Here is a 23213-nt window from a genome sequence, read left to right as displayed (position 1 = left end):
TGGCGGGTGAACATCCGTTCGATAGCCTGACTGTCGGTCGAGTGAGGGGGTGTTTCCGGGATGGGTGTGGTGATCCGGGCATTCCGGTTCGCACTGGACCCGACGCCTGTGCAGGCGGCCGAGTTGCGGTCGCATTGTGGTGCACAGCGATACGCGTTCAACTGGGGTTTGGCGTTGGTGACCGCGGTGATGAACCAGCGGACGGCCGAAGCCTCTTACGGCATCCCGGAAACCGAACTGACGCCGAGCGTGTCGTGGTCTGCCTATGGTTTGCGGAAGCTGTGGAACCAGGCCAAGAACACCATCGCGCCGTGGTGGGGCGAGAACTCGAAAGAGGCCTATGCGTCCGGTGTGGCCAACCTGGCGACCGCGTTGAGCAATTGGAACGCCTCGCGCACCGGTGCCCGGCGTGGGCCGAAGGTCAGGTTTCCTCGGTTCAAGGGCAAACGGCAGGCGATCTCGTGCCGGTTCACCACCGGCAGCTTCGGCTTGGTCGACGGTGACCGCAGACATGTGCGGCTGCCTCGGATCGGCACGGTGCGCACGCACGAGTCGACCCGCAAGCTGGCCCGGCATGTCGAGCGCGGCACCGCCCGCATCCGCTCGGCCACGGTCTCCTACCGGGGCGGGCGCTGGTTCTGCTCCTTCTCCGTGGAGATCGACCGGACCGACCCGCCACCGACCCGGCCGGCGTCGGTGGTGGGCGTCGACCTTGGCGTGAAATCTCTGGCGGTGCTGTCCACTGGTGAGGTCATCGCCAACCCGCGCCACCTCGAGGTAGCGCTGTGCGAGTTGCGGCGCTTGCAACGCCAAGCCGCACGCCGTACCGGTCCTGACCGCCGTACCCGGCAGCGACCTTCGCGGCGGTGGCTGCGTACCCAGGCCCGTATCACCACGCTGCACACCGCTGTGGCCAATGCCCGCCGGGACGGCCTGCACAAACTGTCCACCCGCCTGGTGAGAACGCACGGCACGGTTGTGGTGGAGGATCTCAACGTCGCGGGGATGCTGCGGAATCGGCGACTGGCCCGGCACGTCGCCGGTCTGGGCATGGGCGAGTTCCGCCGCCAGTTGGAGTACAAGGCGGGATGGGCTGATAGCCGGGTGCACCTCGCGGATCGCTGGTACCCGTCGTCGAAAACCTGTTCGGCGTGTGGCGCGGTGAAAACCAAACTGCGTCTGTCGGAACGGATCTATCACTGCGACCAGTGTGGACTCGCGCTGGATCGTGACCTCAACGCCGCCCGCAACCTCGCCCGGCTTGTGAACGAGGCCACCGGCGGCATGTCCTCCCCGAGTTGCGGGGCGACACGAAACGAGCCCGATGGAAACCCACGTCAGACCCACACTGTGTGGGCAACGGGTACCGCCACGGGAAGACCCGACCCACCCAGATCGGGCCAACGCCGCCACCGCAAGGTGACGACTGCTTGAACACAACGAACTCACATTCGCTCACACTTCAAGTAACGGTAGGCGTCCGGTAACCGGAGATCACGCTCCGAGTTCCGATCCGGTTCAACCATCCGTGTTCTGATTCGATAAAGTGACCTGGTCGGCACTATGGCATCGGCGCCATGACCAGGGAAGTAGGCTGGGCCGGCCCGACATTCCTGTACAGCACGAACAGAGGAGCGCACCGTGACGGTCCGAGTAGGTGTCAACGGCTTCGGTCGGATCGGCCGGAACTTCTGGCGCGCCGTTCAGGCGAGCGGCCACGACATCGAGATCGTGGCGTTCAACGACCTGGGCGACGTGGCCACCATGGCCCACCTTCTCAAGTACGACAGCGTCCTGGGCCGGCTGACCGACGAGGTCACCGTCTCCGACGAGGGCATCGTGGTCGGCGGCAAGACCATCAAGGCGCTGGCCGAGCGCGACCCGGGCAAGCTGCCCTGGAAGGACCTCGGCGTGGACGTCGTGGTCGAGTCCACCGGCTTCTTCACCAACGCCGCCGACGCCCGCAAGCACGTCGACGAGGGTGGCGCCAAGAAGGTCATCATCTCCGCCCCGGCCAAGGGCGAGGACCTGACCGTGGTGATCGGTGCCAACGAGGACAAGTACGACGGCTCGCAGACGATCATCTCCAACGCCTCCTGCACCACCAACTGCCTGGCCCCGCTGGCCAAGGTCCTCCACGATGCGTTCACCATCGAGAAGGGCCTGATGACCACGATCCACGCGTACACGCAGGACCAGAACCTGCAGGACGGCCCGCACAAGGATCTCCGCCGCGCTCGTGCCGCCGCGCTGAACGTCGTCCCGACGTCGACCGGCGCCGCCAAGGCCATCGGCCTGGTCCTGCCGGAGCTCAACGGCAAGCTGGACGGCTACTCGCTGCGTGTCCCGGTGCCGACCGGCTCGATCACCGACCTCACGGTGGACCTCGGCCGGGAGGTCACGGTCGACGAGGTCAACGCCGCGTACCGCGAGGCCGCGGAGGGCAAGCTCAAGGGCATCCTGCGGTACAGCACCGACCCGATCGTGTCGGCGGACATCGTGACCGACCCGGCGTCGTGCATCTACGACGCCCCGATCACCAAGGTCATCGGCAACCAGGTCAAGGTGTACGGCTGGTACGACAACGAGTGGGGTTACTCCAACCGCCTCGCCGACCTGGTCACCCTGGTGGCCTCGAAGCTGGGCTGAGACAACACGATGAAGACCCTGGCTGATTTGCTGGCCGAGGGTGTGGCAGGTCGGCGCGTGCTGGTACGCGCCGACCTGAACGTGCCCCTGGACGGCGAGACGATCACCGACGACGGCCGTGTGCGTGCGTCGCTGCCCACCATCCAGCAGCTCACCGGCGCGGGTGCGCGCGTGGTGATCGCTGCCCACCTGGGCCGCCCGAAGGGCGCACCGGACCCCAAGTTCTCGCTCAAGCCGGTCGCCAAGCGACTGGGCGAGCTGCTCGGCCAGGACGTCAAGCTGGCCGAGGACGTCACCGGCGAGTCCGCGAAGTCGGCCGTGGAATCCCTGCGGGACGGCGAAGTCGCCCTGCTGGAGAACATCCGGTTCGACGCGCGCGAGACAAGCAAGGACGAGGCTGAGCGCGGCGCGCTCGCCGACGAGCTTGCGGGACTTGTGACGGCGTTCGTGTCCGACGGCTTCGGCGTTGTGCACCGCAAGCAGGCGTCGGTCTACGACGTCGCCAAGCGTCTCCCTCACTACGCGGGTGGGCTTGTGCTCGCCGAGGTCGACGTGCTGCGCAAGCTCACAGAAGACACTGAACGCCCGTATGTAGTCGTACTTGGTGGCGCGAAGGTCTCCGACAAGCTCGGTGTCATCGCCAACCTGCTGACCAAGGTCGACCGGCTGCTCATCGGCGGCGGCATGGCGTACACGTTCCTCAAGGCTCAGGGCCACGAGGTCGGTCAGTCGCTGCTGCAGGAAGACCAGCTCGACCAGGTCAGTGGTTTCCTCACCGAGGCCGAGAAGCGCGGCGTGGAGCTCGTGCTGCCGGTGGACGTGCTGGCCGCGACCGAGTTCGGCCCGGACGCCCCGCACGAGGTCGTGCCCGCCACCGGGATCCCGGCCGACCGGCAGGGCCTGGACATCGGCCCGGAGACCCGCGAGCTGTTCGCGAGCAAGCTGGCCGACGCGAAGACCGTGTTCTGGAACGGCCCGATGGGCGTGTTCGAGTTCGAGGCGTTCTCCGGCGGCACCAGGGCGGTTGCCCAGGCGCTGGTGGACAGCGACGCGTTCAGCGTCGTCGGCGGTGGCGACTCCGCGGCCGCGGTACGTCAGCTCGGCCTGCCCGAGGACGGCTTCTCCCACATCTCGACCGGCGGCGGCGCGTCGCTGGAGTTCCTTGAGGGCAAAGAACTGCCCGGTGTCCTGGTCTTGGAGGACTGAGCACACATGGCCCGCACGCCGCTGATCGCCGGCAACTGGAAGATGAACCTCAACCACCTCGAGGCCATCGCGCTGGTGCAGAAGATCGCTTTCTCACTGCCGGAGAAGTACTACGCCAAGGTGGAAGTGGCCGTCCTGCCGCCGTTCACCGCGATCCGCGCCGTGCAGAACGTGATCGAAGGGGACAAGCTCAAGATCAAGTATGGCGCCCAGGACCTGTCCCCGGTCGATTCGGGCGCCTACACCGGTGACATCTCCGGCCTGATGCTGAGCAAGCTCGGCTGCCACTACGTGGTGGTCGGCCACAGCGAGCGCCGCGAGTACCACCTGGAGAGCGACGAGCTGATCAACAAGAAGGTCAAGGCGGCGCTGAAGCACGGGATCACCCCCATCCTGTGCGTCGGCGAGAAGCTCGAGGTGCGCGAGGCAGGCGGCCAGGTCGAGCACGTCACCGAGCAGCTCGTGGCCAACCTGAAAGGCCTGAAGGCCGAGCAGGTGGCAGGAGTGGTCGTCGCCTACGAGCCCGTCTGGGCGATCGGCACCGGTAAGGTCGCCACACCGCAGGACGCACAGGAGGTCTGCGGCGCCATCCGCAAGAAGCTGGACGAGAAGTACGGTGCCGAGGTGGCGAACACTGTCCGTGTGCTTTACGGCGGCTCGGTGAAGTCCGGCAACGTCTCCGATCTGATGGCGATGTCGGACATCGACGGAGCCCTGGTCGGCGGTGCCAGCCTGGACGGCGAGGAGTTCACGAAGCTGTCGGCAATGGCGGCCGGCGGGCCGTTTGTGTGAGGATTGTTTCTGTCACGCAACTGTTGTGCATTTGTACGGCCCGTGGTCAACGGGAGACACGTACGAGGTAACCTGTGAGTCCTGCCGTGCGACAGCGAGGATGAAATGGAACTGGCTCTGCAAATCGGTTTGATCGCCACGAGCGTGCTGCTGATTCTCCTGGTGCTACTGCACCGGGGCCGTGGTGGTGGTTTGTCCTCCCTGTTCGGTGGCGGAATGCAGTCGAGTCTGTCGGGCTCCAGTGTGGTCGAGAAGAACCTCGACCGGGCGACTCTGGTGGTCGGCGTGATCTGGCTGATCTGCATCATCGGGCTCGGGTTGCTGATCAAGATCGCGTGAGCAGGCGGAATCTGGGGATGTCGAATGTTCGGCGTGATCAGACATTTCGCAGTTGCCATGTGATGGGGGTGTGAGGGTCGATGGCTGGTGGAAACGCGATTCGGGGTACCCGGGTCGGTGCTGGACCGATGGGCGAGTCGGAGCGCGGTGAGTCCGCTCCGCGTCGCCGCGTGTCCTACTGGTGTGCGAACGGGCATGAGTCCCGTCCGTCGTTCGCGGTCGACGCAGAGGAGCCGGAGTCGTGGGACTGCCCACGCTGCGGTCTGCCTGGCGGCCGCGATGAGAAGGCACCGCCCAACGCGCCCCGGAACGAGCCGTACAAGACGCACCTCGCGTATGTGAAGGAGCGCAGGTCGGACGCTGACGGCGAGGCCATTCTCGCCGAGGCGCTGGCCAAGCTCCGCGCCCAGCGCGAGGGCTGACAAACCAGAAGTTGTAACCCTCGTGAGTGCGAGCACTCACGAGGGTTACGGCTGTGTTCAGGATTCCAAGGGATAAGTCACGCAGACCCGGAATCCGCCCTCGGGGGTGTGCCCGGCGTGGAAGGTGCCACCCAGCAGTACCGCGCGTTCCCGGACGCCCAGCAGGCCGTGCCCGCCGGAGGGCAGCCGCCCGGACAGGCTGGCGGAGTTGAGGTCCGGCTGGGCGTTGACGATCTCCACGATCAGCGCGGAGCCGCAGGGGAACAGCCGGATGACCGCCTTCGCCCCGCCCGAGTGCTTGTGGATGTTGGTCAGTGCTTCCTGGACGGTCCGGTAGGCCGCCCGCGACACCGCCGGCGGCACGGAGTCCGGCACCACCTGCTCGGCCAGTTCGACCGGCACCTCGGAGTTGCGCAGCAGCTGGGTCAGTTCTTCCAGGCCGGGGTGCACGCCGTCGTCGACGGCGCCGGAGCGCAGCACACCGACCAGGTCACGCAGTTCGTCCAGGGTGCGCTTGCTCAGCTGTCTGATCGTGTTGGCGCCCTGGCGGGATTCCTCGTCGTGCGCCGACACTGCCAGCGCGCCTGCCTGCATCGCGATCAGGGTGACCTGGTGGGACACCACGTCGTGCATCTCGCGGGCCAGGCTCGCTCGTTCGGCGGCGCGGATGGTCTGTTCGTGCAGCTGCTGCTCGCGTTCCCGGCTCTCGGCCAGTTCGACGAGCCGGGCGGACAGTTGTTTGCGCAGCGCCAGCAGCAGGCCGATCGCGATCGGCATGCCCGCGACCAGGATGCCGTACATGCCGTTGAGCACGTGCTTGCGCCAGCTCAGCTCGACGAAGTCGCTCAGCGGCCACGTCACGTACCGGCTGAGCCAGACGAGTGCTCCGGCGAGCATGGTCTGCCACATCCAGAGCTTGCGTGCGGCCAATGTGCCGAGGGCGATCATCGCGGCCAGCTGGGCCCACCCGGCCAGGAAACCGGGCACGGTGATCAGGACGGCTAAGAAGGGGAACCGTCTGCGCAGCACCATCGCGGTGCAGGCGACTCCGGAGAGCACAATCGAGTAGGGCTGGGCTTTCTCAGGGATGACCAGCCAGACGTCCAGCACGGCGACGATCACCGCGAGCGCGTCCAGCGCGATCCCCTTCGCCACCGGATGCCGGTGGATCTTGCGGAACCGGTCAAGGCTGGCGTATGGATTTCGGGCGCGCGTGACCTGGTGGGTCACTTCCCCCGCATGCCCGGCTGTCAAAGTGTGCGTGACCACCGTGGAACCCCTTGGTTTGGCCTGCGTGTCCTCATGGATCGGCAGTTGCAGTGCGCTGCCCCCGGTCGCCGGTGACCGCATGGGGGAGCCGCCGTCTCGTTGCCGGGGAACATCGCTCGGGCTCGTGGCCCCGCCATGCTCCTCGGCCGGCCGGTGTCTCTGTCTTGGCATTGGCTCGGCCTTTCTGACGAAGCGGCGTGGGGTGTACGCCCTCCGTCACCATCTAAAGACAGTCCGATCCTCGAACGCGGACGCCCGGTCGGCAAGGAATGTGCGAACGCACATTCTTGATGGACGAACGTCGGTAGCGCGGACGGCCCACGGTGTGGTGTCCGTCCAAGGTCGGACCGGAAAATCAACCGCTGAACCGATGGCAGTGCGCAAATCGGGCGAGATGATCGTCACGTGGGGACATTGCTCGGATACGCCCGTAGTCACTGGATCGCGCTGACGGTCGGGCTGGTGATCGCGCTCGCCTCCGCGGCGAGCGGTCTGGCCCAGCCGCTGGCGACGAAGGCGGTGATGGACGCACTGGCCGATGATCAGTCGCTGACCGGCCCGGTGACGGTGCTGTCGGTGTTGCTGGTGGTCAGCGCGCTGCTCGCGGCGGCCTACACGTACTTGCTGGACCGCACGGCCGAGAAGATCGTGTTCTCGGTGCGCCGGATGCTGATCGCCCGGCTGCTCCGGCTGCGGATACCGGAACTGGACATGAAGGCGCCCGGCGACCTGACCGCACGGGTGACGTCGGACAGCACGCTCCTGCAGAGCGCCACGACAACCGCCCTGATCAGCATCGTCAAAGGCACCGCGGGCGGGGTCGGCGCCGTCGTGGTGATGTTCGTGCTGGACGCCAGGCTCGCCGGGATGACCATCCTGTCGCTGGCGACGGTCGGCGTTGTCGTGGGCGTGTTGCTGCCGAAGATCCGCCGGGTCATCACCAAGGCGCAGGAAGCCGTCGGTGAGGTCGGCGCAGGACTGGACCGGGCCCTGGGCGCGGCCCGGACGGTCAAGGCGAGCGGCGCCGAGCAGCGTGAGGAGAAGGCGGTCACGGAGGCCGCGCGCAAGGCGATGCACGCCGGGTTCCTCGGCGCCCGGTACAACGGCATGGTCGGCGGCATCATGACGCTGGCGTTCACCGTGCCGTTCCTGCTGGTCCTCGGCGCGGGCGGGGTCTGGGCGGCCACGGGATCGCTGGAGTTGTCCACGCTGATCGCGTTCCTGCTGACCGTGTTCTACCTGACCGAGCCGCTGTCCGAGCTGGTCCAGGGCTCCACGACGTTGCAGCAGGGCCTCGGCGCGGTCCGCCGGATCCAGGAGGTCGAGGAGTTGGCGGTCGAGCTGGACGTCGACCAGCCGGTCACCGCCCTCACCAGCGAATCGGCGCCCGCGGTGTCACTGCTCAACGTGAAATTCCAGTACACGGGCCGATCACCGGCACTCGACGGCGTCAGCTTCTCGGCGCCCGCAGGTGGCCGGACCGCCATCGTCGGGCCGTCCGGGGCGGGCAAGACCACACTTTTCGCCCTGCTCCAGCGCTTCTACGAACCGGCAAGCGGCCGGATCGAGCTCGGCGGCGTGGACATCGCCCAGATGCCGCGCGCGGAGGTCCGTCGTCGGATCGGCTACGTCGAGCAGGACGCGCCCGCGCTGTCCGGCACGATCGAAAGCAACCTCCGGTACGCCGCGCCGGATGCCACCGACGCCGAGATCACCGAGGTCCTCGAGCTGACCAGGCTGACGGAACTCGTCGAGCGCCTCCCGGACGGCATCAACACCATGGTCGGCACACGCGGCCTGGCGTTGTCCGGTGGCGAACGCCAGCGATTGGCGATCGCCCGCGCGCTGTTGCGTAAGCCGCAGGTGCTGTTGATGGACGAGGCGACCTCACAGCTCGACGCCCGCAACGAGATGGCTCTGCGCGAGGCGATCGAGAAGGCGTCGGAGTGATGCACAGTGCTGCTGATCGCGCACCGCCTCTCGACCGTGGTCTCGGCCGACCGGATTGTCCTGCTCGAGCGTGGAAAAGTCGCGGCGACCGGGACACATGACGAGCTGCTGGCGGGTTCACCCCTGTACCAGGAGTTGGCGGCATCACAGCTGCTTGTCCCGGAGGTTGTTGAACAATGACCGGGTGAGCATCGCGGTGAGCAGGCTGGATATCGCGGTCTGCCCCGAGGTGGTGTTCAACGCCCTCTACCGGGACTCCGCGTACGCCTTCTGGCTGGACAGCGCGGCGGGCGGGCAGTTCTCGTTCATGGGCGAGGCGTCCCGGGTCGCCCGCGCCTGGCCGGACCGGGTCGAGGTCGATTCACACGTCGTCGGCGGCGGCTTCTTCGACTGGCTCGCAGGTGAGCTCTCTGTCGTCGAGGTGCCCGATGTGCCGTTCGGCTTCACGCTCGGCTGGGTCGGTTACCTCGGCTACGAACTGAAGGCCGAGTGCGGTGGCTCGCGGGCCTTCTCGTCGCCCGATCCCGACGCCGTGCTGATGTACGTCGGCAGTGCGATCGTGTTCGACCATGTGACATCGGCGGTGTACCTGATCTCGGAGGATTCGTCCTGGATCACGCAGACCTCGGCCTTACTTGAGGACTTGCCTTCGCCAGGCCTGGTGGTTCCGGCTCAAGCCTCGTCGGTCCGCGCGAGGCACAGCCGTGCCGAGTACATGGCGATGATCGAGCACTGCCAGGACGCGATCCGGCGCGGCGAAAGCTACGAGGTCTGCCTGACCAACATGGTGTCGGCAGAAGTAGATCTTGACCCGTGGCAGGCGTACCGGTTGTTACGCCGTCAAAGCCCGGCACCATATGGCGCCTATTTACGGCTGGGCGATATGGCGGTGCTCAGTTCGTCGCCCGAACGGTTCTTGCGGATTCAGGCTGACCGAAAGGTGGAATCCCGGCCCATCAAAGGCACCCGGCCGCGCGGCAGGACCGCCGAAGAGGACACCGAACTGCTGAAAGACCTCGCGACCAACGAGAAGGACCGCGCCGAGAACCTGATGATCGTCGATCTCGTGCGCAACGACCTCAGCCGGTGCGCGGTGGTGGGATCGGTGCGGGTGCCCGCGATCTTCGAGGTGGAGACGTATGCGACCGTGCACCAACTGGTCAGTACAGTCCAGGCCCGGCTGCGGCCCGAGGTATCGCCGGTGCGTTGCGTGCAGGCCGCGTTCCCCGGCGGATCGATGACCGGCGCGCCGAAGATCCGCACGATGGAGATCATCGACGCGCTGGAACGCGGCCCTCGTGGCGTCTACTCCGGAGCGCTCGGGTACTTCTCACTGTCCGGGGACATCGACCTGTCGATCGTGATCAGGACTTTGGTGGTGCGTCCCGGTGCGGCGGCCTTCGGCGTGGGCGGCGCCATCATCGACCCGTCCGAACCCGGCGCCGAGTTCGAGGAGACCGTCGTGAAAGCCACGGCGATGCTCTCGGTCCTCGGCGCCGGATTCCCAGAGCGCTAGTTCCAGCGAACCGAGTGGATGCCACCGGATTCGCCGACGATCACGCCCTTGGTGTTCGAGGCGCGTGCCTGGCCGTCGTTGTCCTGCGGCAACATGCCCAGCTCGCTGATTGAGCCGTTCGGCGTCCACTGCACGGGTATGTAGCCGTTCGCGCCCTCGGAACGCCCGACGATCAGGCCGTTGTCATTGACGTTGTAGGCGTCGCCGTACGGCCTGCCGGGCAACGTGCCGAGGTTGGTCACAGTGCCGTCGAGGTTCCACCGGACAGCGACCCGGGTCGCGATCGTGCTGTCCATTTGCGCATAGCCCACGATCACCCCCTGTTTGTTGATGCCACGGGCTTCGCTTGAGAAAGCACCGGGCACTGCGGGCAACGCGACGGCCACGCCATCCTTGCCCCACTTGACGGCGTGGTCCTGGTACTGCGCGCTGATCGAGCGACCGACGACCACACCGTCCTCGTTGATGTCATTGGCCCAGCTGTACGCATCGTCCCGCAGCGGCAGGAGTTTCTCGGCTGCCGGACGGATGACGTCCGACGCCTTGTGCGGGTACGGCAGGTACCTGCGCGGATTCCACCGGACGGCGAGATCCTGTCCGGAGAACAGTTTGTACACATTGCCGACCACGGCACCGGCATCGTTGATATCGAAGGCCAGGGCCTCGTCATATCCAGGCACGGACGCGAGGATGGCGATGGTGCCGTCGGCGTTCCACCGGATGGCTTTGCTGCCCGACGCGCCGACGGCGACCCCGGCATTGTTGATCCCGAGTGCGCGGGCGTTCTGGTCGCCTGGCACCGGAAGGAGATCCGTCTTGCTGCCGTCGGCGTTCCAGCGCACACCGTGGACATTGCCGGCGTAGTCACCGGAGTAACCGACGCTCTGGCCGGCCTCGTTGATGTCGAAGGCCGATGCCTGCGTCGATCCGGGCAACATCGGCAGTTCGGTGATGACCGGTACGGCGGCCGCCGGTGCGGCCATTCCCACCAGCAGCGCGGCCGTACCGGCCAGCATTGCGACGCGTTTGAGCATACGAAACCCCCGTGCTCCCTCAGCCGAACCCACCCTTGGTGTCAACATAGCGAGCGAACACGGGAGTTTCGCTGACCCATTCAGGGCAACATGGTCATGCTGCCGTCTTGAGTGCTACCTGGACAGTGGCTTGTTGTGTCACCCCGTTCACTGTCAGTCCCAACGAGAACGTGGCCGGGCGGATCGCGGTCACGACGCCCGTCGCCGGGTCGAGCCGGGCGACGTGCCATGGCTTCAACTCGGTCCAGTCGCCGATGAGCAGGCTGGGGGAGCCGGACCACTCGTGGCTGACCGGATACGAGACCGGCACCTTGCGTGTGCCCTGCATCAGGAATGCCGAGACCTGGACGGACTCGCCCGCCCTGATGGCGGCCGGTGCCTCGATGGTGAGCGAGTCGACGTGCGGGCGGATCTCTGCGGCGAGCCAGTCCTTGTCGCGCTGCGGGTCGACGCCGAGCAGGCTCCAGCCGGTGAAGCCGCCGAGCGTGCTGTCACCGCCAGGAGCCTTGGCGGAGTTGCCATTGATCAAGTACGGCACACCGTCCACACGGGACGCGTGGAACACGCCGACGTGTGCGCCGATGAAGGCCGCGCCCTTGCCGGTACCGGCGCGGAAATCGGCGAGCCATCCCTCCAGAGTGGACGCTTCGAGCCGGTCGCCGAGCTGGCTGCCCTTCGCCGGGTTCGGATCGCGCGGCGGGTGATGTTCCATCACCACAACGGAATTCACCGACTTGTCGCGTCTGGCGGTGTCCAGAGCGTTGCGCAGCATCGCGGTCTGGTCGAAGCCGCCGCCGCGGATGGTGCCGGTGGACGAGTCGAGCAGTACGAACCGGGTGCCCTTGTGGTCGAACGTCCGGCTGGTCGTGCCGAACTCCCGCCGGAAGTTGTCGATCGTGCCCGGCCCCATGATCTCGTGGTTGCCCGGGACGTAGTACCACTTCAGCGAGTCACCGAGTTCCTCGTTGAGAATCCGGTGTGCCAGCGTGAGATCCGCGGGCGCGGCCTCGTCGACGAAGTCGCCGTTGATCACCAGGAAGTCCGGGTTCTGGGCCTTGATCTCCCGCAGGGTCCGGCGGGCGGAGCGGACGAGGTCGCTGTCGGGGTTGCGAGCCACGAACTGCGAGTCGGACATCACCGCGAACCGCCACAGCCGGTCACGTACAGTCGGCACGACAAACGGATCTGGGACTGTGACCTCGGCGGGGATCTCCACGTCCGGCGGGACCTTGGCGACGAACGAGTCGATCAGCACCTCACCGGTGTACTGCCGGTCCGCTTTGGTCTCGATGGTGTAGAACCTGTTGACCGTCAACGGGAAAGCCATCCCCGTCGGTACGGCGATCTCCAGGTACCGCCATCCGGTCCACGTGATGTACGGGCCGTACAGCGACCGCGACTGGCCTTGACCGTCGGTCACCGTGAACGCGGTCCATTCACCCTTGCCGTTGCCGTAAACCCATGCGCCCAAAGCCAACGGCTGGCCGGAGAGCTTGATCGGCTGGGGCGGAATCGCGTACGCGGTGCGTGTCCCGGTCGATAGCGAGAAGTCGTAGGACAGCTTCAGCCCGGCTCCGTTCTGTCCATTGGGGACAGGAGCGACCGAGCCGGTGCCCCTGGCTGAGCCGAAGGTCCACGACGCGCCGTCGTCGAAGGCAGCGAAGTTACGCTCCTCCAGGCCGACCGTGACCGCGATCTTGGTCGAGAGCTGCCCGACGGTCGCGGTGACCACGGCGGAACCCAGCGGTTTGATCGCCTTGAACCGCAGTCCGCCGTCCGCGGCCGGGGTGATGTCCAGCAGCGACCTGTCGTAGTCCAGCCGGAGATCCGCGGGCTCGATGGGTGCGGTGAACCCGTCGTTGTCGTATCCGACAATGCCGAGGTCGCCGGTGGCGCCTTCGGTGCCCAGGCTCAGCCGTGAGGTCGTGGGCGACAGCCGGGTCAACGGCCCGAGCACGGTCATCGCCAGGTCTCCTGATATCCGGCCGTTGCGGGCGGACACCGTGGCTGTGCCGGACCTGGTCGCGTGGAAGACGCCGTCCTCGCGGATCCAGCCGTTGCCACGGGCCAGCCATGACGCTTTTCCTTGCGCAGGGCCGAAAGTCTCGTCGTAACCGTGTGCGATCAGCTGCCGCGTCAGGCCGGGGAACACGCGGTCCGGGCGTCCGCCGGGGATGGTGCCGGCACCAGGCGTCTTCTCCGGGTCGCTGGCCGTGGTCACCCAGAACCCAGTGAGCTTCCCGCTTCCGGCGGGCGCGTAGAACGCGAGTCCGTTGGGGACAGGACGTTCGCCGCCGTCCGACGGCTTGTTCTCCACATCGAGCTCGGTCGTGCCGGGCTCACGCGCGAGCATGGTCGACGACCCGCCGCCGTCAAGGTTCAACGCGTTGTGCGCGCCCATCTCCTTGAGGATCGTGGCCATGTCCTTCAAGTTGAGACCCAGCAGGTACGGCGCCTGCCGGCCGTCCACGGTCAGCAGGAACATCTTCTTGCCGTCGGCCGAGAATCCGACCGCGGTCCGCGGGTGCAACGGGTCGTCCGGCGCGACGATCTGGCCGTTGCGGATCAGCAGCTGGTTGCCCCCGATCAACGACTTCGGCACGCTGCCGTCGTTGGTACGCGACGAGTACGCCACCTTGACCTTGTCGCCAGGCTTCAACGCGGCGAGCGTGTCCGCGCCGGTCTCACGGCCGACCAGGGCGTAACCGTTGGCGGGCAACGGATCGGCGCCCGGCTTGGGCCGGACTTCGGTCACAGTGTCGTTCACCACGACCGTCTCGGCGACGCGGGCAGCGCCTTGCGTGCCACGGTCGCGCGAGTACGTGCCCCACATCGGGTTGAACACGCCGATGCCGTTGGCGTCGATCCGCGCGCTGTTGAGCTGGGTCAGCCGGGCACTTCCTGCGGGCAGCGTGAGAGTGCCGTCGAAGAAGACCTCCATGACCCGGCCGATGCCGGCCGCGTCGATCCCGACCGCCCGGTTGTGCCCGGTGTTCGGCGACTTGACCAGGGTGCCCGCCTGGATGCCCGCGCCTTCCGGGGCGTTGGAGTTGTTGATGTCGAAGAAGTCCCCGTTCACCGCCGCGATCGCACGTTTCGCGCTCGCCTGGGCCGACAGCGGCTGCGCGCTGCTGACCTGCCCGGGGTGCAGGTAGTCGACAGTCGTGCCCGCGCCGAGGTCCACGGTCAGCGAGTCGCCACGCACCCAGCCTCCGGCGTCACCCGGCTCATACCAGTCGAACGAGTTCAGCGTGACGCCCGGCGCCACCGGGCGGCTCGTCCGGGAGGTCTCTATCCGCTTGGCCGGATCGACCGCGGACCGGATCGACGCGACATCCGGCAGGTCAACGACGGGGTCGGCGACTGCAGGGGTCGCCAGCCCGAACACGAGTAGCAGCGGTACGGCGGCGGCACTTCTTCGAAGCGACACGGGGACTCCCACGGGCCGTGAATACTTTACGAGATGACAGCCAACCCGGTAATCAGTTGCCCAGCCAACCGCCTTTCGGTGTAGTCCGGCGGAAACTTGGGTGAATGCTTTCGACGTCGCTATGACTGGCAGTGGCCGGTTGACACGATCCGGGCCATGAGACGGATCGGATGGTGTACCGCCATCACTTTGGTAGCCGGATTAGCCGCGGCCCCGGCACAGGCCGGCCAGCGGCACGAGGACTTCGACATCCAGGCCCACCGCGGTGGGCTGGGCCTGCGTTCGGAGAGCACACTCAGCTCGTTCGGCAACGCGATCCGGCTCGGCGTGAGCACGCTTGAGCTGGATCTGCAGATCACCGAGGACGGCCAGGCCGTGGTCACCCATGACCGCCGGGTCGGCGCCAACAAGTGCGCCGACACCGCGCCCGCGACGCCCGGTGACTCCGAATTCCCCTACGTCGGCAAGTACGTCAACACGTTGACGCTGGCCCAGGTCAAGACCCTGGACTGCGGTTCGAAGAAGCTGCCGGACTTCCCCGGCGCCGTGCTGTCGCCCGGTTCCCGGATGCCGACCCTGCGCGAGGTCTTCGACCTGGTCAAGAAATACCGTGCGGACGACGTCAAGCTGAACATCGAGACCAAGGTCGAGGCCGGCGCGCCAAGCGAGACCGCGCCGCGTGAGCAGTTCGTGCAGGTCACCGCACGCGAGATCCGGGCGGCCGGGTTCGAGAAGCGGGTCAGCATCCAGAGCTTCGACTGGGGTGCGCTGATCCGGATGCGCCAGGTCGCGCCGAAGCTTCCGGTGGTCGCGCTGACCAACTTCGACTTCCTGCAGACCGGTCAGCCCGGCAGGTCCCCGTGGCTGGGCGGTCTGGACATCGACGACTTCGGCGGCGACCCGATCAGGGCGATCAAGTCGTTCGGCGCGTCGGCGTTCTCCCCGGTGCACGGCTTCCCACAGGCCGGAAAGATCACCGATCCGGACTACCGGCCGTACGTCACCAAGGACATGGTCCGTAACGCCCACCGCAACGGCATCAAGGTCGTGCCGTGGACCGTGGACGACCAGCCCACGATGAACAAGCTGATCGACGACGGCGTGGACGGGATCATCACCGACTACCCCGACCGCCTGCGGGACGTGGCCAAGAAGCGTGGCTTCAAACTGCCACGCGGTTACGCCTCACCGCTGGACGTACAGGCGCACCGCGGTGGCCGTTCGGTCCGGCCGGAGAACACACTGGCGGCGTTCGAGTACTCCCTCGGCCGGCCTGATGTGTCCACTTTGGAGCTTGACACCGGCGTCACCGAGGACAACAAGCTCGTGGTGATCCACGACCGGACGGTCAATGGCTCACACTGCGTCGACACCGCGCCAGTGCGGCCCGGCGACCCGGAGTACCCGTACGTGGGCAAGCAGATCCGGCAGCTGACCCTGGCGCAGATCAAGACGATCGACTGCGGCAGCAAGACGCTGCCGGAGTTCCCCAAGCAGGTGGCCGTGCCAGGACAGCGGATCCCGACCCTGGACGAGGTCTTCGCCCTGGTCAAGCGCAGCGGCCGGACCGACATCCGGTTCAACATCGAGACCAAGATCAGCCCCACCGCCAACGACACCGCGCCCTACCAGCAGTTCACCTTCCAGTTGGTCGCCGCGATCGAGGGCGCCCGCCTGGCCGACCGCGCCACCATCCAGTCCTTCGACTGGCGCACGATCCGGCTGGCCCGTGCGATCGACCCGCGCATCGAGACTGTCGCCCTGGTCTGGCAGTACGGCCCGGAGGAGTGCAAGACAGTGGCCGACGAGTGCTCACTGATGGCCGCGTACGGCGATCCGTCGGTCAAGAGCCCGTGGACTGGTGGCCTGGACTGGTGGAAGTACCGGGATCTGGGCGCACTCGTTCGTGCCGCGGGTGCTTCGACGGTGTCGGCGAACTGGCAGGTGCACGATGAGAAGCAGACCAAGTTCGCCTCTGACGACTGGTACCTGCGCACCGACCCGAAGTACTACTTCGGCCCGGACGCGCCTGCGCTCGAGTCGCGCTACGGCCTGAAAGTCGTGCCGTACACGGTGAACGACGAGCCCACGATCCAGCGTGTGATCGATCTGGGCGTCACCGGCATCATCTCCGACGACCCCGACACACTGATCGCAGTCGCCCGCCGCAACGGCCTGCGCTGAGTTTGTGTCCCCAATGTGGCATTGGTGGCATCGCATGCCCCCAATGCCACATTGGGGGCAAACCCAAGAGGGGAGGTCAGTCGTTTTCGTCGCCCTCTTCCGCGGCGGCGGGCGGTGGAGTGGTCGTTGCGGGGGTGCTGGTCGCCGTTGGCTTGGGCTTCTTGGGTTTCTTGTGCGGCTTCGGCCAGTTGACGGGGTCGAGGTACCAGGGCAGCCATTCCAGTACGACTGTCGTCTCGGTGGGCGGCGGAACCAGGGCGACGGGCACATTGACGTAGTCACCTTGTGCGGGTGGTTGCCCGGTCGGTGTGGATGTGGCCGAGGTCCTGGGCGGTTGCTGCCGCTGCTGCACCGGCTGGCCGGACGCCGCGGGGACCTCGATGATGTTGGGCGTGACCTCGGTTGCCGGCCTGGAGGTCACCTGGACGCTGTTGGTCGACCGCGGCTGGTCGAGGCGGGCGTCGCGTGGTTCCACCTGGGGCTGCGACTGTTTCGGTATGTTCAGCACGACCGTGATGCCGGTCGCGACAATCGCCGCCGCGACCGCCGCGACGAGCACAGTCCGTGTCTGCACTCGTGATTTCGCCGACGAACCACGCAGCATGTCCACGCAGGTCGCCGCGTCCGGCCGGTCGTCAGGGTTGGCGCTGGTCATGGCCAGCAATGTTGCCGCGTGCGGCAGATCCGGTGAGATCAGTGGGGCGCGGTTGAGCCGTGCCAAGGCCGTTGTCGCGTCGTCGCCTGGGTATTCGGTCCGGCCGGTCAGTGCCTCGAGCAGGACCAGGCCGAGAGCGTACACATCGGACGCTGTGCTCGGCTCCTGGCCGTTGGCCTGTTCCGGGGACATGTAGGACGGTGCCGAGGTCGCCGAGATGCCGACATCGGTCAGATACGGCTCCTGGCCGGGGCCGAGGAGGATGTTGCGCGGCTGGATGTCCCGGTGTGCGACACCTTGGGAATGCGCGTAGGCCAACGCCCGGCCAAGCGCCGAGCCGAGTTCGGTGACCTCGTTGGCAGACAACGGACCCTCAGCCAGACGGCTGCGTAAAGTGGTGGCCGCTATGAACTCCTGGACCATGAACGGTTCGTCACCGGACACACCCGCGTCCAGCACCTGCACCAGCCCAGGGTGGTCTAACCCGGTCAGCGCCGCCGCGCGCTCGACGAACTGATCCGGGTCCTCCTGTGCGGCGAACAACCGGATCGCGACAACCTGGCGCAGGTGCAGGTCCCACCCACGCATCACTCGCCGGCCCAACGGCGTGATCAGCCGATATCGGCCGGCGAGCTCGCGAATCCCCGAGTCCTCGGACATCGTTCGAAGCTATGTCACGCATCCGGCAGGGCCAGAGGTTATGTACAGGCCGCAATCAGGCCAAAGGCGGCTGGAACATGTGCGGGACCTTGGTCGCCGCGGCCCGGTCGAGCAGCCACAACGTGCGCCTTTGGCCCTGTGCACCTGCGGCTGGGATCTGGACCTCGCCCGCGCCGCCCAGCGCCATCGCCACCGCCGCGGCCTTCGATTCGCCGCCTGTGAGAAGCCACACTTCACTCGAACGCCGGATCGCGGGCAGCGTCAGCGACACCCGGGTCGGCGGCGGCTTGGGGCAGTTGCGGACCGCCACGACCGTGCGCTCGGTCTCGTAGACCGCGGGAGAACTCGGGAAGATCGAGGCGGTGTGGCCCTCCTCGCCCACGCCCAGCAGGCACACGTCGAACGTCGGCACGTCGCCGTGATCCTCTGGCCTGGCCTGGGCGGCCAGCAGCTCCGCGTACGCCGACGCCGCGAGATCCGGGTCGTCACCGAACTTGCCGTCCGACGGCTCCATCGCGTACACCCGCGACGGGTCGACGTGCACGTGATCCAGCAGTGCCTCGCGCGCCTGGGTCTCGTTGCGGTCGGGGTGCCCGGTCGGCAGGAACCGCTCGTCACCCCAGTAGAAGTCCACACGCGACCAGTCCACGGCGTCCTTTGCCGGCACCGCCAGCAACTGGGAGAGCACCGCGGTCCCGGTCCGCCCGCCGGTCAGCACCACCGAGGCCGAGCCCTTCGCGGCCTGCGCGTCGACCAGCCTGGTCACGAGCCGCGCCGCGGTGGCCGCCGCGAGCAGATCCGAGTTGGCCTGAACCACAACCTGGGGTGCCGCTGTCATGCCCGACATCCTCTCAGAGTCGCGCGAACCAGGAGCGGACCGCGTCGACCCCGCCTGTCGCCAGCGCGACCATCAATGCCACCCGCGCATGAGCGGGCCGCAGCCCCTGGGCGCTGATCGCGCCGACCTTGCCCGCGAGGCCGGTCGAGGCCGCCCCGCCGGCCCGCGACGCGATCACCACCGGAATGTCCCACCCGGTTAGCTCGCCGATCGGGATGAACAACTCGACCGGGACGTTGCCGTCACCGGTGCCTTCCAGCACGATGCCCCGCGCACCCGCGTCCGCCGCCGCGGTCAGCATCTCGGCGGGCATTCCCGGATAGGTCTTGATCAAGGCGACATCCGTCTCCGGGATGCCGTCGGCATCCGGTTGCCGGGCCGGGGGAGTCGCCGTGATGGTGACCTCCCCGGCCCGGCTCACGTGTCCCAGCACCGGATCCGAGGCGAAGCTGGTGGCCGTGGCCAGCGTCGCCCAGCGAGCGGCGTGCAACTGCCGGTCGAAACACACGAGCGCGCCGAGCCCGGCGGTTTCCGGAGCCGCCGTGATCGCCGCGACAAGGTTGTCCGGGCCGTCACTGCCGGGCTCGTCGAAGTACCGCGTGGCACCGGTGAACACAATCCCGCCGCGATCGACGGCAGGCCCAGCCATCAGGTCGGTGAGGAACGCGGTTTCTTCAAGCGTGTCAACACCATGCGTGACAACCACACCTTCGAAGCCGTCATCCAGCAAGGCTTTCCGGGCTCGCCGGGCCAGCGCCAGCATCGTGCCTGGCGTTGTGTCCCAGCTTGGTTCTGCCATGACGTCCTCGGCCGTGACCTCGACGCCAGGGACATCGGCCACGGCCTTGAGCAGTTCAGCTCCGGTCGCGACCGCGTCCTGCATGTAGGCCATCGTGTCGCCGGTGGCCACAAGCAGCACGTGTTTCATCAGAAGGTTCCCGTCATGATCGTCAGCAGGATCGCGGTCAGCAGACACATCCCAGCCCACCAGAGCATCCGGCGCGACATCTAGTTGTCCGTGGCCCGCTGTTCCAGGCGTTCGATCCGCTCGATGACCGGCCGAAGTTCCTGCTTGATCACGTCTGCCAGGCTGTTGGCAGGCTGGGCACGCAGGTGGGCGTAGCCGACCAGCGCCGCGGCCACCGTCGCACGGGCCGACTTGAGATCCGCGCCCACCTCACGAAGCGTGGCCCCGGCAGTGCCGTCAGGCTCGCTGAGCAACCCCAGCAGCAGGTGCTCACAGCCGACATAGTTGTGCCCCAAGGAAATCGCCTCGGTGACAGTCAGCTCCAGAGCGTTGGCCGCCGCCGAGCTGAACTGCGTCGCCGAACCCGAACCCGTCGGCAACGTCAGGACCTGAGCGACATGGGCAGGCGCGATCTCCAGGGCCTGCAGGACCCGCAACGCCAGGTTCGACCCCTCGGCAAGCATGGCGTGTAGCAGGTGTTCGGTCCCCACAAACTCGGCGCCATCGGCCTGAGCCTTGCCGACAGCCATCTTGATCACAGTCTTGGCCCGATCGGTGAACTGGGACAACCCGGCCGTCGGATCAGCCGACAGCACAGCCGCCCGAATCGCGGTCACCCGCTTCACCGACTGCTCGAGCGCACGCTGGCAGATCGCGGACAACGGCAGATTCGCCGCCCTCACCGCATCAGCCAGCTCATCAGGCAGATACACATTGACCTTTGGCATACCCCCATTCATACCCCCATACGGGGTTATGGTCAACGAGAAAAGGGCCGCCCAGGTGGACGGCCCTTTTCGGGAGTGACGGATCAGGCTGCGACGGCGGCGGCTGAGGTGGCTGGCTCGAGTGCCAGGTCCAGGACCTCACGCACGTCGCTGACCAGGTGCACGGTCAGCTGCTTGAGCACAGTCTCCGGCACGTCCTCCAGGTCCGGTTCGTTCCGCTTGGGCAGCAGGATCGTGGTCAGGCCCATCCGGTGAGCGGCGAGCAGCTTCTGCTTCACGCCACCGATCGGCAGGACCCGTCCGGTCAACGACACCTCACCGGTCATCGCGACTTCCGAACGCACGGGGCGCCCGGACAGCAATGACGCCAAGGCGGTGGTCATGGTGACGCCCGCGCTCGGACCGTCCTTCGGCACCGCACCGGCAGGCACGTGCACGTGGATGTTCCGCTCAGCCAGGTCACCGACCGGCAGTTCCAACTCGGCGCCGTGCGACCGCAGGTACGACAACGCGATCTGCGCCGACTCCTTCATGACGTCGCCCAGTTGCCCGGTCAGCGTCACGCCGGTGTGTCCGGTTTCCTTGTCTGCCAGCGAAGCCTCGACGAACAGCACATCGCCGCCGACGCCTGTGACTGCCAGGCCCGTTGCAACGCCAGGGACCGACGTGCGTTCGCCCGACTCCGGCTTGAACTTCGCGCTGCCGAGGTAGTCCTTCACCTCGGCCGGTCCGATGTGGACGGACTTGAGGTCCTCGCCGAGCGCCAGCTTCGTGGTCACCTTGCGCAGCACCCGAGCGATCGCCCGCTCCAACTGCCGGACGCCGGCCTCCCGCGTGTATTCCGCGGCCAGCAGGCGCAACGCGTCGTCCTCGAACGTCGCGTCCTCAGCGGTCAGTCCGGCGCGGTCGAGCTGGCGGGGGAGCAGGTGGTCACGTGCGATGACGACCTTCTCCTCCTCGGTGTAACCGTCCAGCTGCACCAGTTCCATCCGGTCGAGCAACGGTCCCGGGATCGACTCGAGCACGTTCGCCGTGGCCAGGAAGACCACGTCGGACAGGTCCAGCTCGACCTCCAGGTAGTGGTCCCGGAAGGTGTGGTTCTGTGCCGGGTCAAGCACTTCCAGCAGTGCGGCGGTCGGGTCGCCGCGGTAGTCCGCGCCGACCTTGTCGATCTCGTCGAGCAGCACGACCGGGTTCATCGACCCGGCTTCCTTGATGGCACGCACGATCCGGCCCGGCAACGCGCCGACGTAAGTCCGGCGGTGGCCACGGATCTCGGCCTCGTCCCGGACGCCACCCAACGCGACCCGGACGAACTTACGGCCCATGGACCGCGCGACCGACTCACCCAGCGACGTCTTGCCGACGCCAGGAGGGCCGACCAAAGCCAGCACGGCACCGCTACGACGCCCGCCGACGACACCGAGCCCACGGTCCGCGCGCCTGCGCCGGACCGCCAAGTACTCGATGATCCGTTCCTTCACGTCGTCCAGGCCCGCGTGGTCCGCGTCCAGGATCGCCCGCGCGCCCGGGATGTCGTAGCTGTCCTCGGTGCGTGTGCTCCACGGCATGTCCAGCACGGTGTCCAGCCAGGTCCGGATCCAGCCGACCTCGGGGGACTGCTCGGAGGTCCGCTCCAGCTTGTCGACCTCGGCCAGCGCGGCCTTCTGGACGTGCTCGGGCAGGTCGGCCTCTTCCACGCGGGCGCGGTAGTCCTGCTCCTCGGTGGCGGGCTTGCCGTCCAGCTCGGCCAGTTCCTTGCGGATCGCGGCCAGCTGCTGGCGCAGCAGGAATTCGCGCTGCTGCTTCTCGACGCCTTCCTTGACGTCCTTGTTGATCGTCTCGGCCACGTCGAGTTCGGCGATGTGCTCCTGCGCCCAGGTCACGAGCTTTTCAAGGCGCTCGGTGACGTTCGCGGTCTCCAGCAGCCACAGCTTCTGCTCGTCGTCGAGGTACGGCGCGTAACCGGCCAGGTCGGCCAGCTGAGCGGGGTCGGTGACCTGGTTGACCTGGTCGATCACCTGCCACGCGTTGCGCCGCTGCAGAATGGTGGTGACCAGGCCCTTGTACTCCTTGGCCAGCTCACGCGCCTTCTCGTCGACCGGCTCGTCCAGCTCGGTCGCTTCCACCCAGAGCGCGGCGCCCGGCCCGCTCGTCGCGGCCCCGATCCGGGCCCGGTGCGTGCCGCGCAGCACCGCGGCCTTGCCTCCGCCGGGCAGGCGGCCGATCTGTTCGATCTCACCGACCGTGCCCGCCTTGGCGTACTTCCCATCCAACCGCGGCACCAGCAGGATCTTCGACTGCCCAGCCGCCTGGGCAGCGTCAACGGCGGCCCGCGCCTCGGCATCGGCCAGCCGCACCGGCAGCACCATCCCAGGCAGCACGACCACGTCATCCAGCGGCAGAACGGGGAGGTTCAACGTCTCGCTCACGGCTGTCACACCTACTTCCAAGAAGATTGAGTCTGTCTCGCTCAACTACGTAGGTCGACGAACAATTCCGCCGTTCGCTCACGGCGATCGGCCGGGATTGTCGGTGGGTGGGTTTACAGTGCGCGGGCAGATGCAGCCTGGG

The 23213-nt window shown here is 67.2% G+C and carries 18 protein-coding genes and 1 pseudogene; 11 read left to right on the top strand and 8 right to left on the bottom strand.

Features of this window, described 5'->3' with window-relative positions; translation table 11 throughout:
* Nucleotides 1-60: 60 nt before the first annotated feature.
* The 6 genes from tnpB (at nucleotide 61) to JOF56_RS51520 (ending at nucleotide 5408) form a co-directional block, all read left to right on the top strand.
* Nucleotides 61-1434: an IS607 family element RNA-guided endonuclease TnpB gene (tnpB, locus tag JOF56_RS51545; RefSeq protein WP_209646754.1), complete on the top strand. Its 1374-nt coding sequence runs from the start codon at nucleotides 61-63 to the stop codon at nucleotides 1432-1434.
* Nucleotides 1435-1641: 207 nt separating this feature from the next.
* Entirely contained in the window at nucleotides 1642-2649 is a 1008-nt protein-coding gene (gene gap / locus JOF56_RS51540) for a type I glyceraldehyde-3-phosphate dehydrogenase (protein ID WP_209646753.1), read from the top strand.
* Nucleotides 2650-2658: 9 nt separating this feature from the next.
* On the top strand, nucleotides 2659-3855 hold the full coding sequence (locus JOF56_RS51535; protein WP_209646752.1) for a phosphoglycerate kinase: 1197 nt from the start codon (nucleotides 2659-2661) through the stop codon (nucleotides 3853-3855).
* Between the two features lie 6 nt (nucleotides 3856-3861).
* Nucleotides 3862-4647: a triose-phosphate isomerase gene (gene tpiA, locus JOF56_RS51530; RefSeq protein ID WP_209646751.1), complete on the top strand. Its 786-nt coding sequence runs from the start codon at nucleotides 3862-3864 to the stop codon at nucleotides 4645-4647.
* A 105-nt stretch (nucleotides 4648-4752) separates the two neighbouring features.
* The gene (gene secG / locus JOF56_RS51525; RefSeq protein WP_033385845.1) at nucleotides 4753-4986 is read left to right on the top strand and encodes a preprotein translocase subunit SecG; all 234 of its coding nucleotides are present in this window, start codon (nucleotides 4753-4755) and stop codon (nucleotides 4984-4986) included.
* Between the two features lie 80 nt (nucleotides 4987-5066).
* Nucleotides 5067-5408 (top strand): RNA polymerase-binding protein RbpA, encoded by a 342-nt coding sequence (locus JOF56_RS51520; protein ID WP_209646750.1) that lies wholly within the window; start codon nucleotides 5067-5069, stop codon nucleotides 5406-5408.
* Nucleotides 5409-5465: 57 nt separating this feature from the next.
* Here JOF56_RS51520 and JOF56_RS51515 read toward each other — a convergent pair whose 3' ends face one another.
* Complete coding sequence (locus tag JOF56_RS51515) at nucleotides 5466-6848, bottom strand: sensor histidine kinase (protein WP_245378766.1); 1383 nt, start codon at nucleotides 6846-6848, stop codon at nucleotides 5466-5468.
* A gap of 234 nt (nucleotides 6849-7082) precedes the next feature.
* Between JOF56_RS51515 and JOF56_RS51510 the strand changes: the two genes are divergently transcribed.
* Genes JOF56_RS51510 through pabB form a run of 3 tightly spaced genes read left to right on the top strand, consistent with a single transcriptional unit; the run spans nucleotide 7083 to nucleotide 10143 of the window.
* Complete coding sequence (locus tag JOF56_RS51510) at nucleotides 7083-8627, top strand: ABC transporter ATP-binding protein (RefSeq protein WP_209646749.1); 1545 nt, start codon at nucleotides 7083-7085, stop codon at nucleotides 8625-8627.
* A gap of 6 nt (nucleotides 8628-8633) precedes the next feature.
* On the top strand, nucleotides 8634-8807 hold the full coding sequence (locus JOF56_RS51505; protein ID WP_209649145.1) for a hypothetical protein: 174 nt from the start codon (nucleotides 8634-8636) through the stop codon (nucleotides 8805-8807).
* Between the two features lie 4 nt (nucleotides 8808-8811).
* Nucleotides 8812-10143, top strand: coding sequence for an aminodeoxychorismate synthase component I (pabB, locus tag JOF56_RS51500; RefSeq protein WP_307855658.1), 1332 nt, complete (start codon nucleotides 8812-8814; stop codon nucleotides 10141-10143).
* Here pabB and JOF56_RS51495 read toward each other — a convergent pair.
* The gene (locus JOF56_RS51495) at nucleotides 10140-11177 is read right to left on the bottom strand and encodes a DUF3466 family protein (protein WP_209646747.1); all 1038 of its coding nucleotides are present in this window, start codon (nucleotides 11175-11177) and stop codon (nucleotides 10140-10142) included. The two genes, pabB and JOF56_RS51495, sit on opposite strands and share 4 nt — an antisense overlap.
* 94 nt (nucleotides 11178-11271) lie before the next feature.
* Nucleotides 11272-14607, bottom strand: a complete 3336-nt coding sequence (locus JOF56_RS51490; protein WP_307855657.1) for a phosphodiester glycosidase family protein — start codon at nucleotides 14605-14607, stop codon at nucleotides 11272-11274.
* A gap of 156 nt (nucleotides 14608-14763) precedes the next feature.
* On the opposite strand from JOF56_RS51490, the pseudogene JOF56_RS59210 reads away from it, so the two are divergent.
* Both JOF56_RS59210 and JOF56_RS59205 read left to right on the top strand, forming a co-directional pair.
* Nucleotides 14764-15789 (top strand): annotated as a pseudogene (locus JOF56_RS59210) (glycerophosphodiester phosphodiesterase family protein); the annotation flags it as partial.
* The gene (locus tag JOF56_RS59205; RefSeq protein ID WP_245381035.1) at nucleotides 15775-16791 is read left to right on the top strand and encodes a glycerophosphodiester phosphodiesterase family protein; all 1017 of its coding nucleotides are present in this window, start codon (nucleotides 15775-15777) and stop codon (nucleotides 16789-16791) included. The pseudogene JOF56_RS59210 and the gene JOF56_RS59205, both read left to right, overlap by 15 nt.
* 76 nt (nucleotides 16792-16867) lie before the next feature.
* Here the strand turns inward: JOF56_RS59205 and JOF56_RS51480 are convergent, their stop codons facing one another.
* The 5 genes from JOF56_RS51480 to lon all read right to left on the bottom strand — a co-directional run bounded on the left by JOF56_RS51480 (nucleotide 16868) and on the right by lon (nucleotide 23071).
* Entirely contained in the window at nucleotides 16868-18106 is a 1239-nt protein-coding gene (locus JOF56_RS51480; RefSeq protein WP_209646744.1) for a serine/threonine-protein kinase, read from the bottom strand.
* A gap of 55 nt (nucleotides 18107-18161) precedes the next feature.
* Nucleotides 18162-18944, bottom strand: a complete 783-nt coding sequence (gene pgl, locus JOF56_RS51475; RefSeq protein WP_209646743.1) for a 6-phosphogluconolactonase — start codon at nucleotides 18942-18944, stop codon at nucleotides 18162-18164.
* Nucleotides 18945-18957: 13 nt separating this feature from the next.
* A complete protein-coding gene (locus JOF56_RS51470; RefSeq protein ID WP_209646742.1) occupies nucleotides 18958-19872 on the bottom strand; it encodes an asparaginase in 915 nt (304 codons plus the stop codon).
* 80 nt (nucleotides 19873-19952) lie between these two features.
* Nucleotides 19953-20639, bottom strand: a complete 687-nt coding sequence (locus tag JOF56_RS51465; RefSeq protein ID WP_209646741.1) for a Clp protease N-terminal domain-containing protein — start codon at nucleotides 20637-20639, stop codon at nucleotides 19953-19955.
* Nucleotides 20640-20722: 83 nt separating this feature from the next.
* Entirely contained in the window at nucleotides 20723-23071 is a 2349-nt protein-coding gene (gene lon / locus JOF56_RS51460) for an endopeptidase La (RefSeq protein ID WP_209646740.1), read from the bottom strand.
* Nucleotides 23072-23213: the final 142 nt, after the last annotated feature.

Origin of the sequence: Kibdelosporangium banguiense, assembly GCF_017876405.1 — a bacterium.
In the GTDB taxonomy this organism is placed as follows: Bacteria; Actinomycetota; Actinomycetes; order Mycobacteriales; family Pseudonocardiaceae; genus Kibdelosporangium; species Kibdelosporangium banguiense.
The sequence above is the reverse complement of the archived record's forward strand: the minus strand, read 5'-3'. Positions and strand labels throughout refer to the sequence as shown.

Excerpts from the sequence above, each read along its gene's own strand:
- JOF56_RS51515 (WP_245378766.1), bottom strand. The coding sequence starts at position 6,848 with ATGCCAAGACAGAGACACCGGCCGGCCGAGGAGCATGGCGGGGCCACG.
- secG (WP_033385845.1), top strand. The coding sequence starts at position 4,753 with ATGGAACTGGCTCTGCAAATCGGTTTGATCGCCACGAGCGTGCTGCTG.
- pgl (WP_209646743.1), bottom strand. The coding sequence starts at position 18,944 with ATGACAGCGGCACCCCAGGTTGTGGTTCAGGCCAACTCGGATCTGCTC.
- JOF56_RS51480 (WP_209646744.1), bottom strand. The coding sequence starts at position 18,106 with ATGTCCGAGGACTCGGGGATTCGCGAGCTCGCCGGCCGATATCGGCTG.
- JOF56_RS51470 (WP_209646742.1), bottom strand. The coding sequence starts at position 19,872 with ATGAAACACGTGCTGCTTGTGGCCACCGGCGACACGATGGCCTACATG.
- JOF56_RS51495 (WP_209646747.1), bottom strand. The coding sequence starts at position 11,177 with ATGCTCAAACGCGTCGCAATGCTGGCCGGTACGGCCGCGCTGCTGGTG.
- JOF56_RS51520 (WP_209646750.1), top strand. The coding sequence starts at position 5,067 with ATGGCTGGTGGAAACGCGATTCGGGGTACCCGGGTCGGTGCTGGACCG.
- JOF56_RS51535 (WP_209646752.1), top strand. The coding sequence starts at position 2,659 with ATGAAGACCCTGGCTGATTTGCTGGCCGAGGGTGTGGCAGGTCGGCGC.
- tnpB (WP_209646754.1), top strand. The coding sequence starts at position 61 with ATGGGTGTGGTGATCCGGGCATTCCGGTTCGCACTGGACCCGACGCCT.
- JOF56_RS51465 (WP_209646741.1), bottom strand. The coding sequence starts at position 20,639 with ATGCCAAAGGTCAATGTGTATCTGCCTGATGAGCTGGCTGATGCGGTG.
- tpiA (WP_209646751.1), top strand. The coding sequence starts at position 3,862 with ATGGCCCGCACGCCGCTGATCGCCGGCAACTGGAAGATGAACCTCAAC.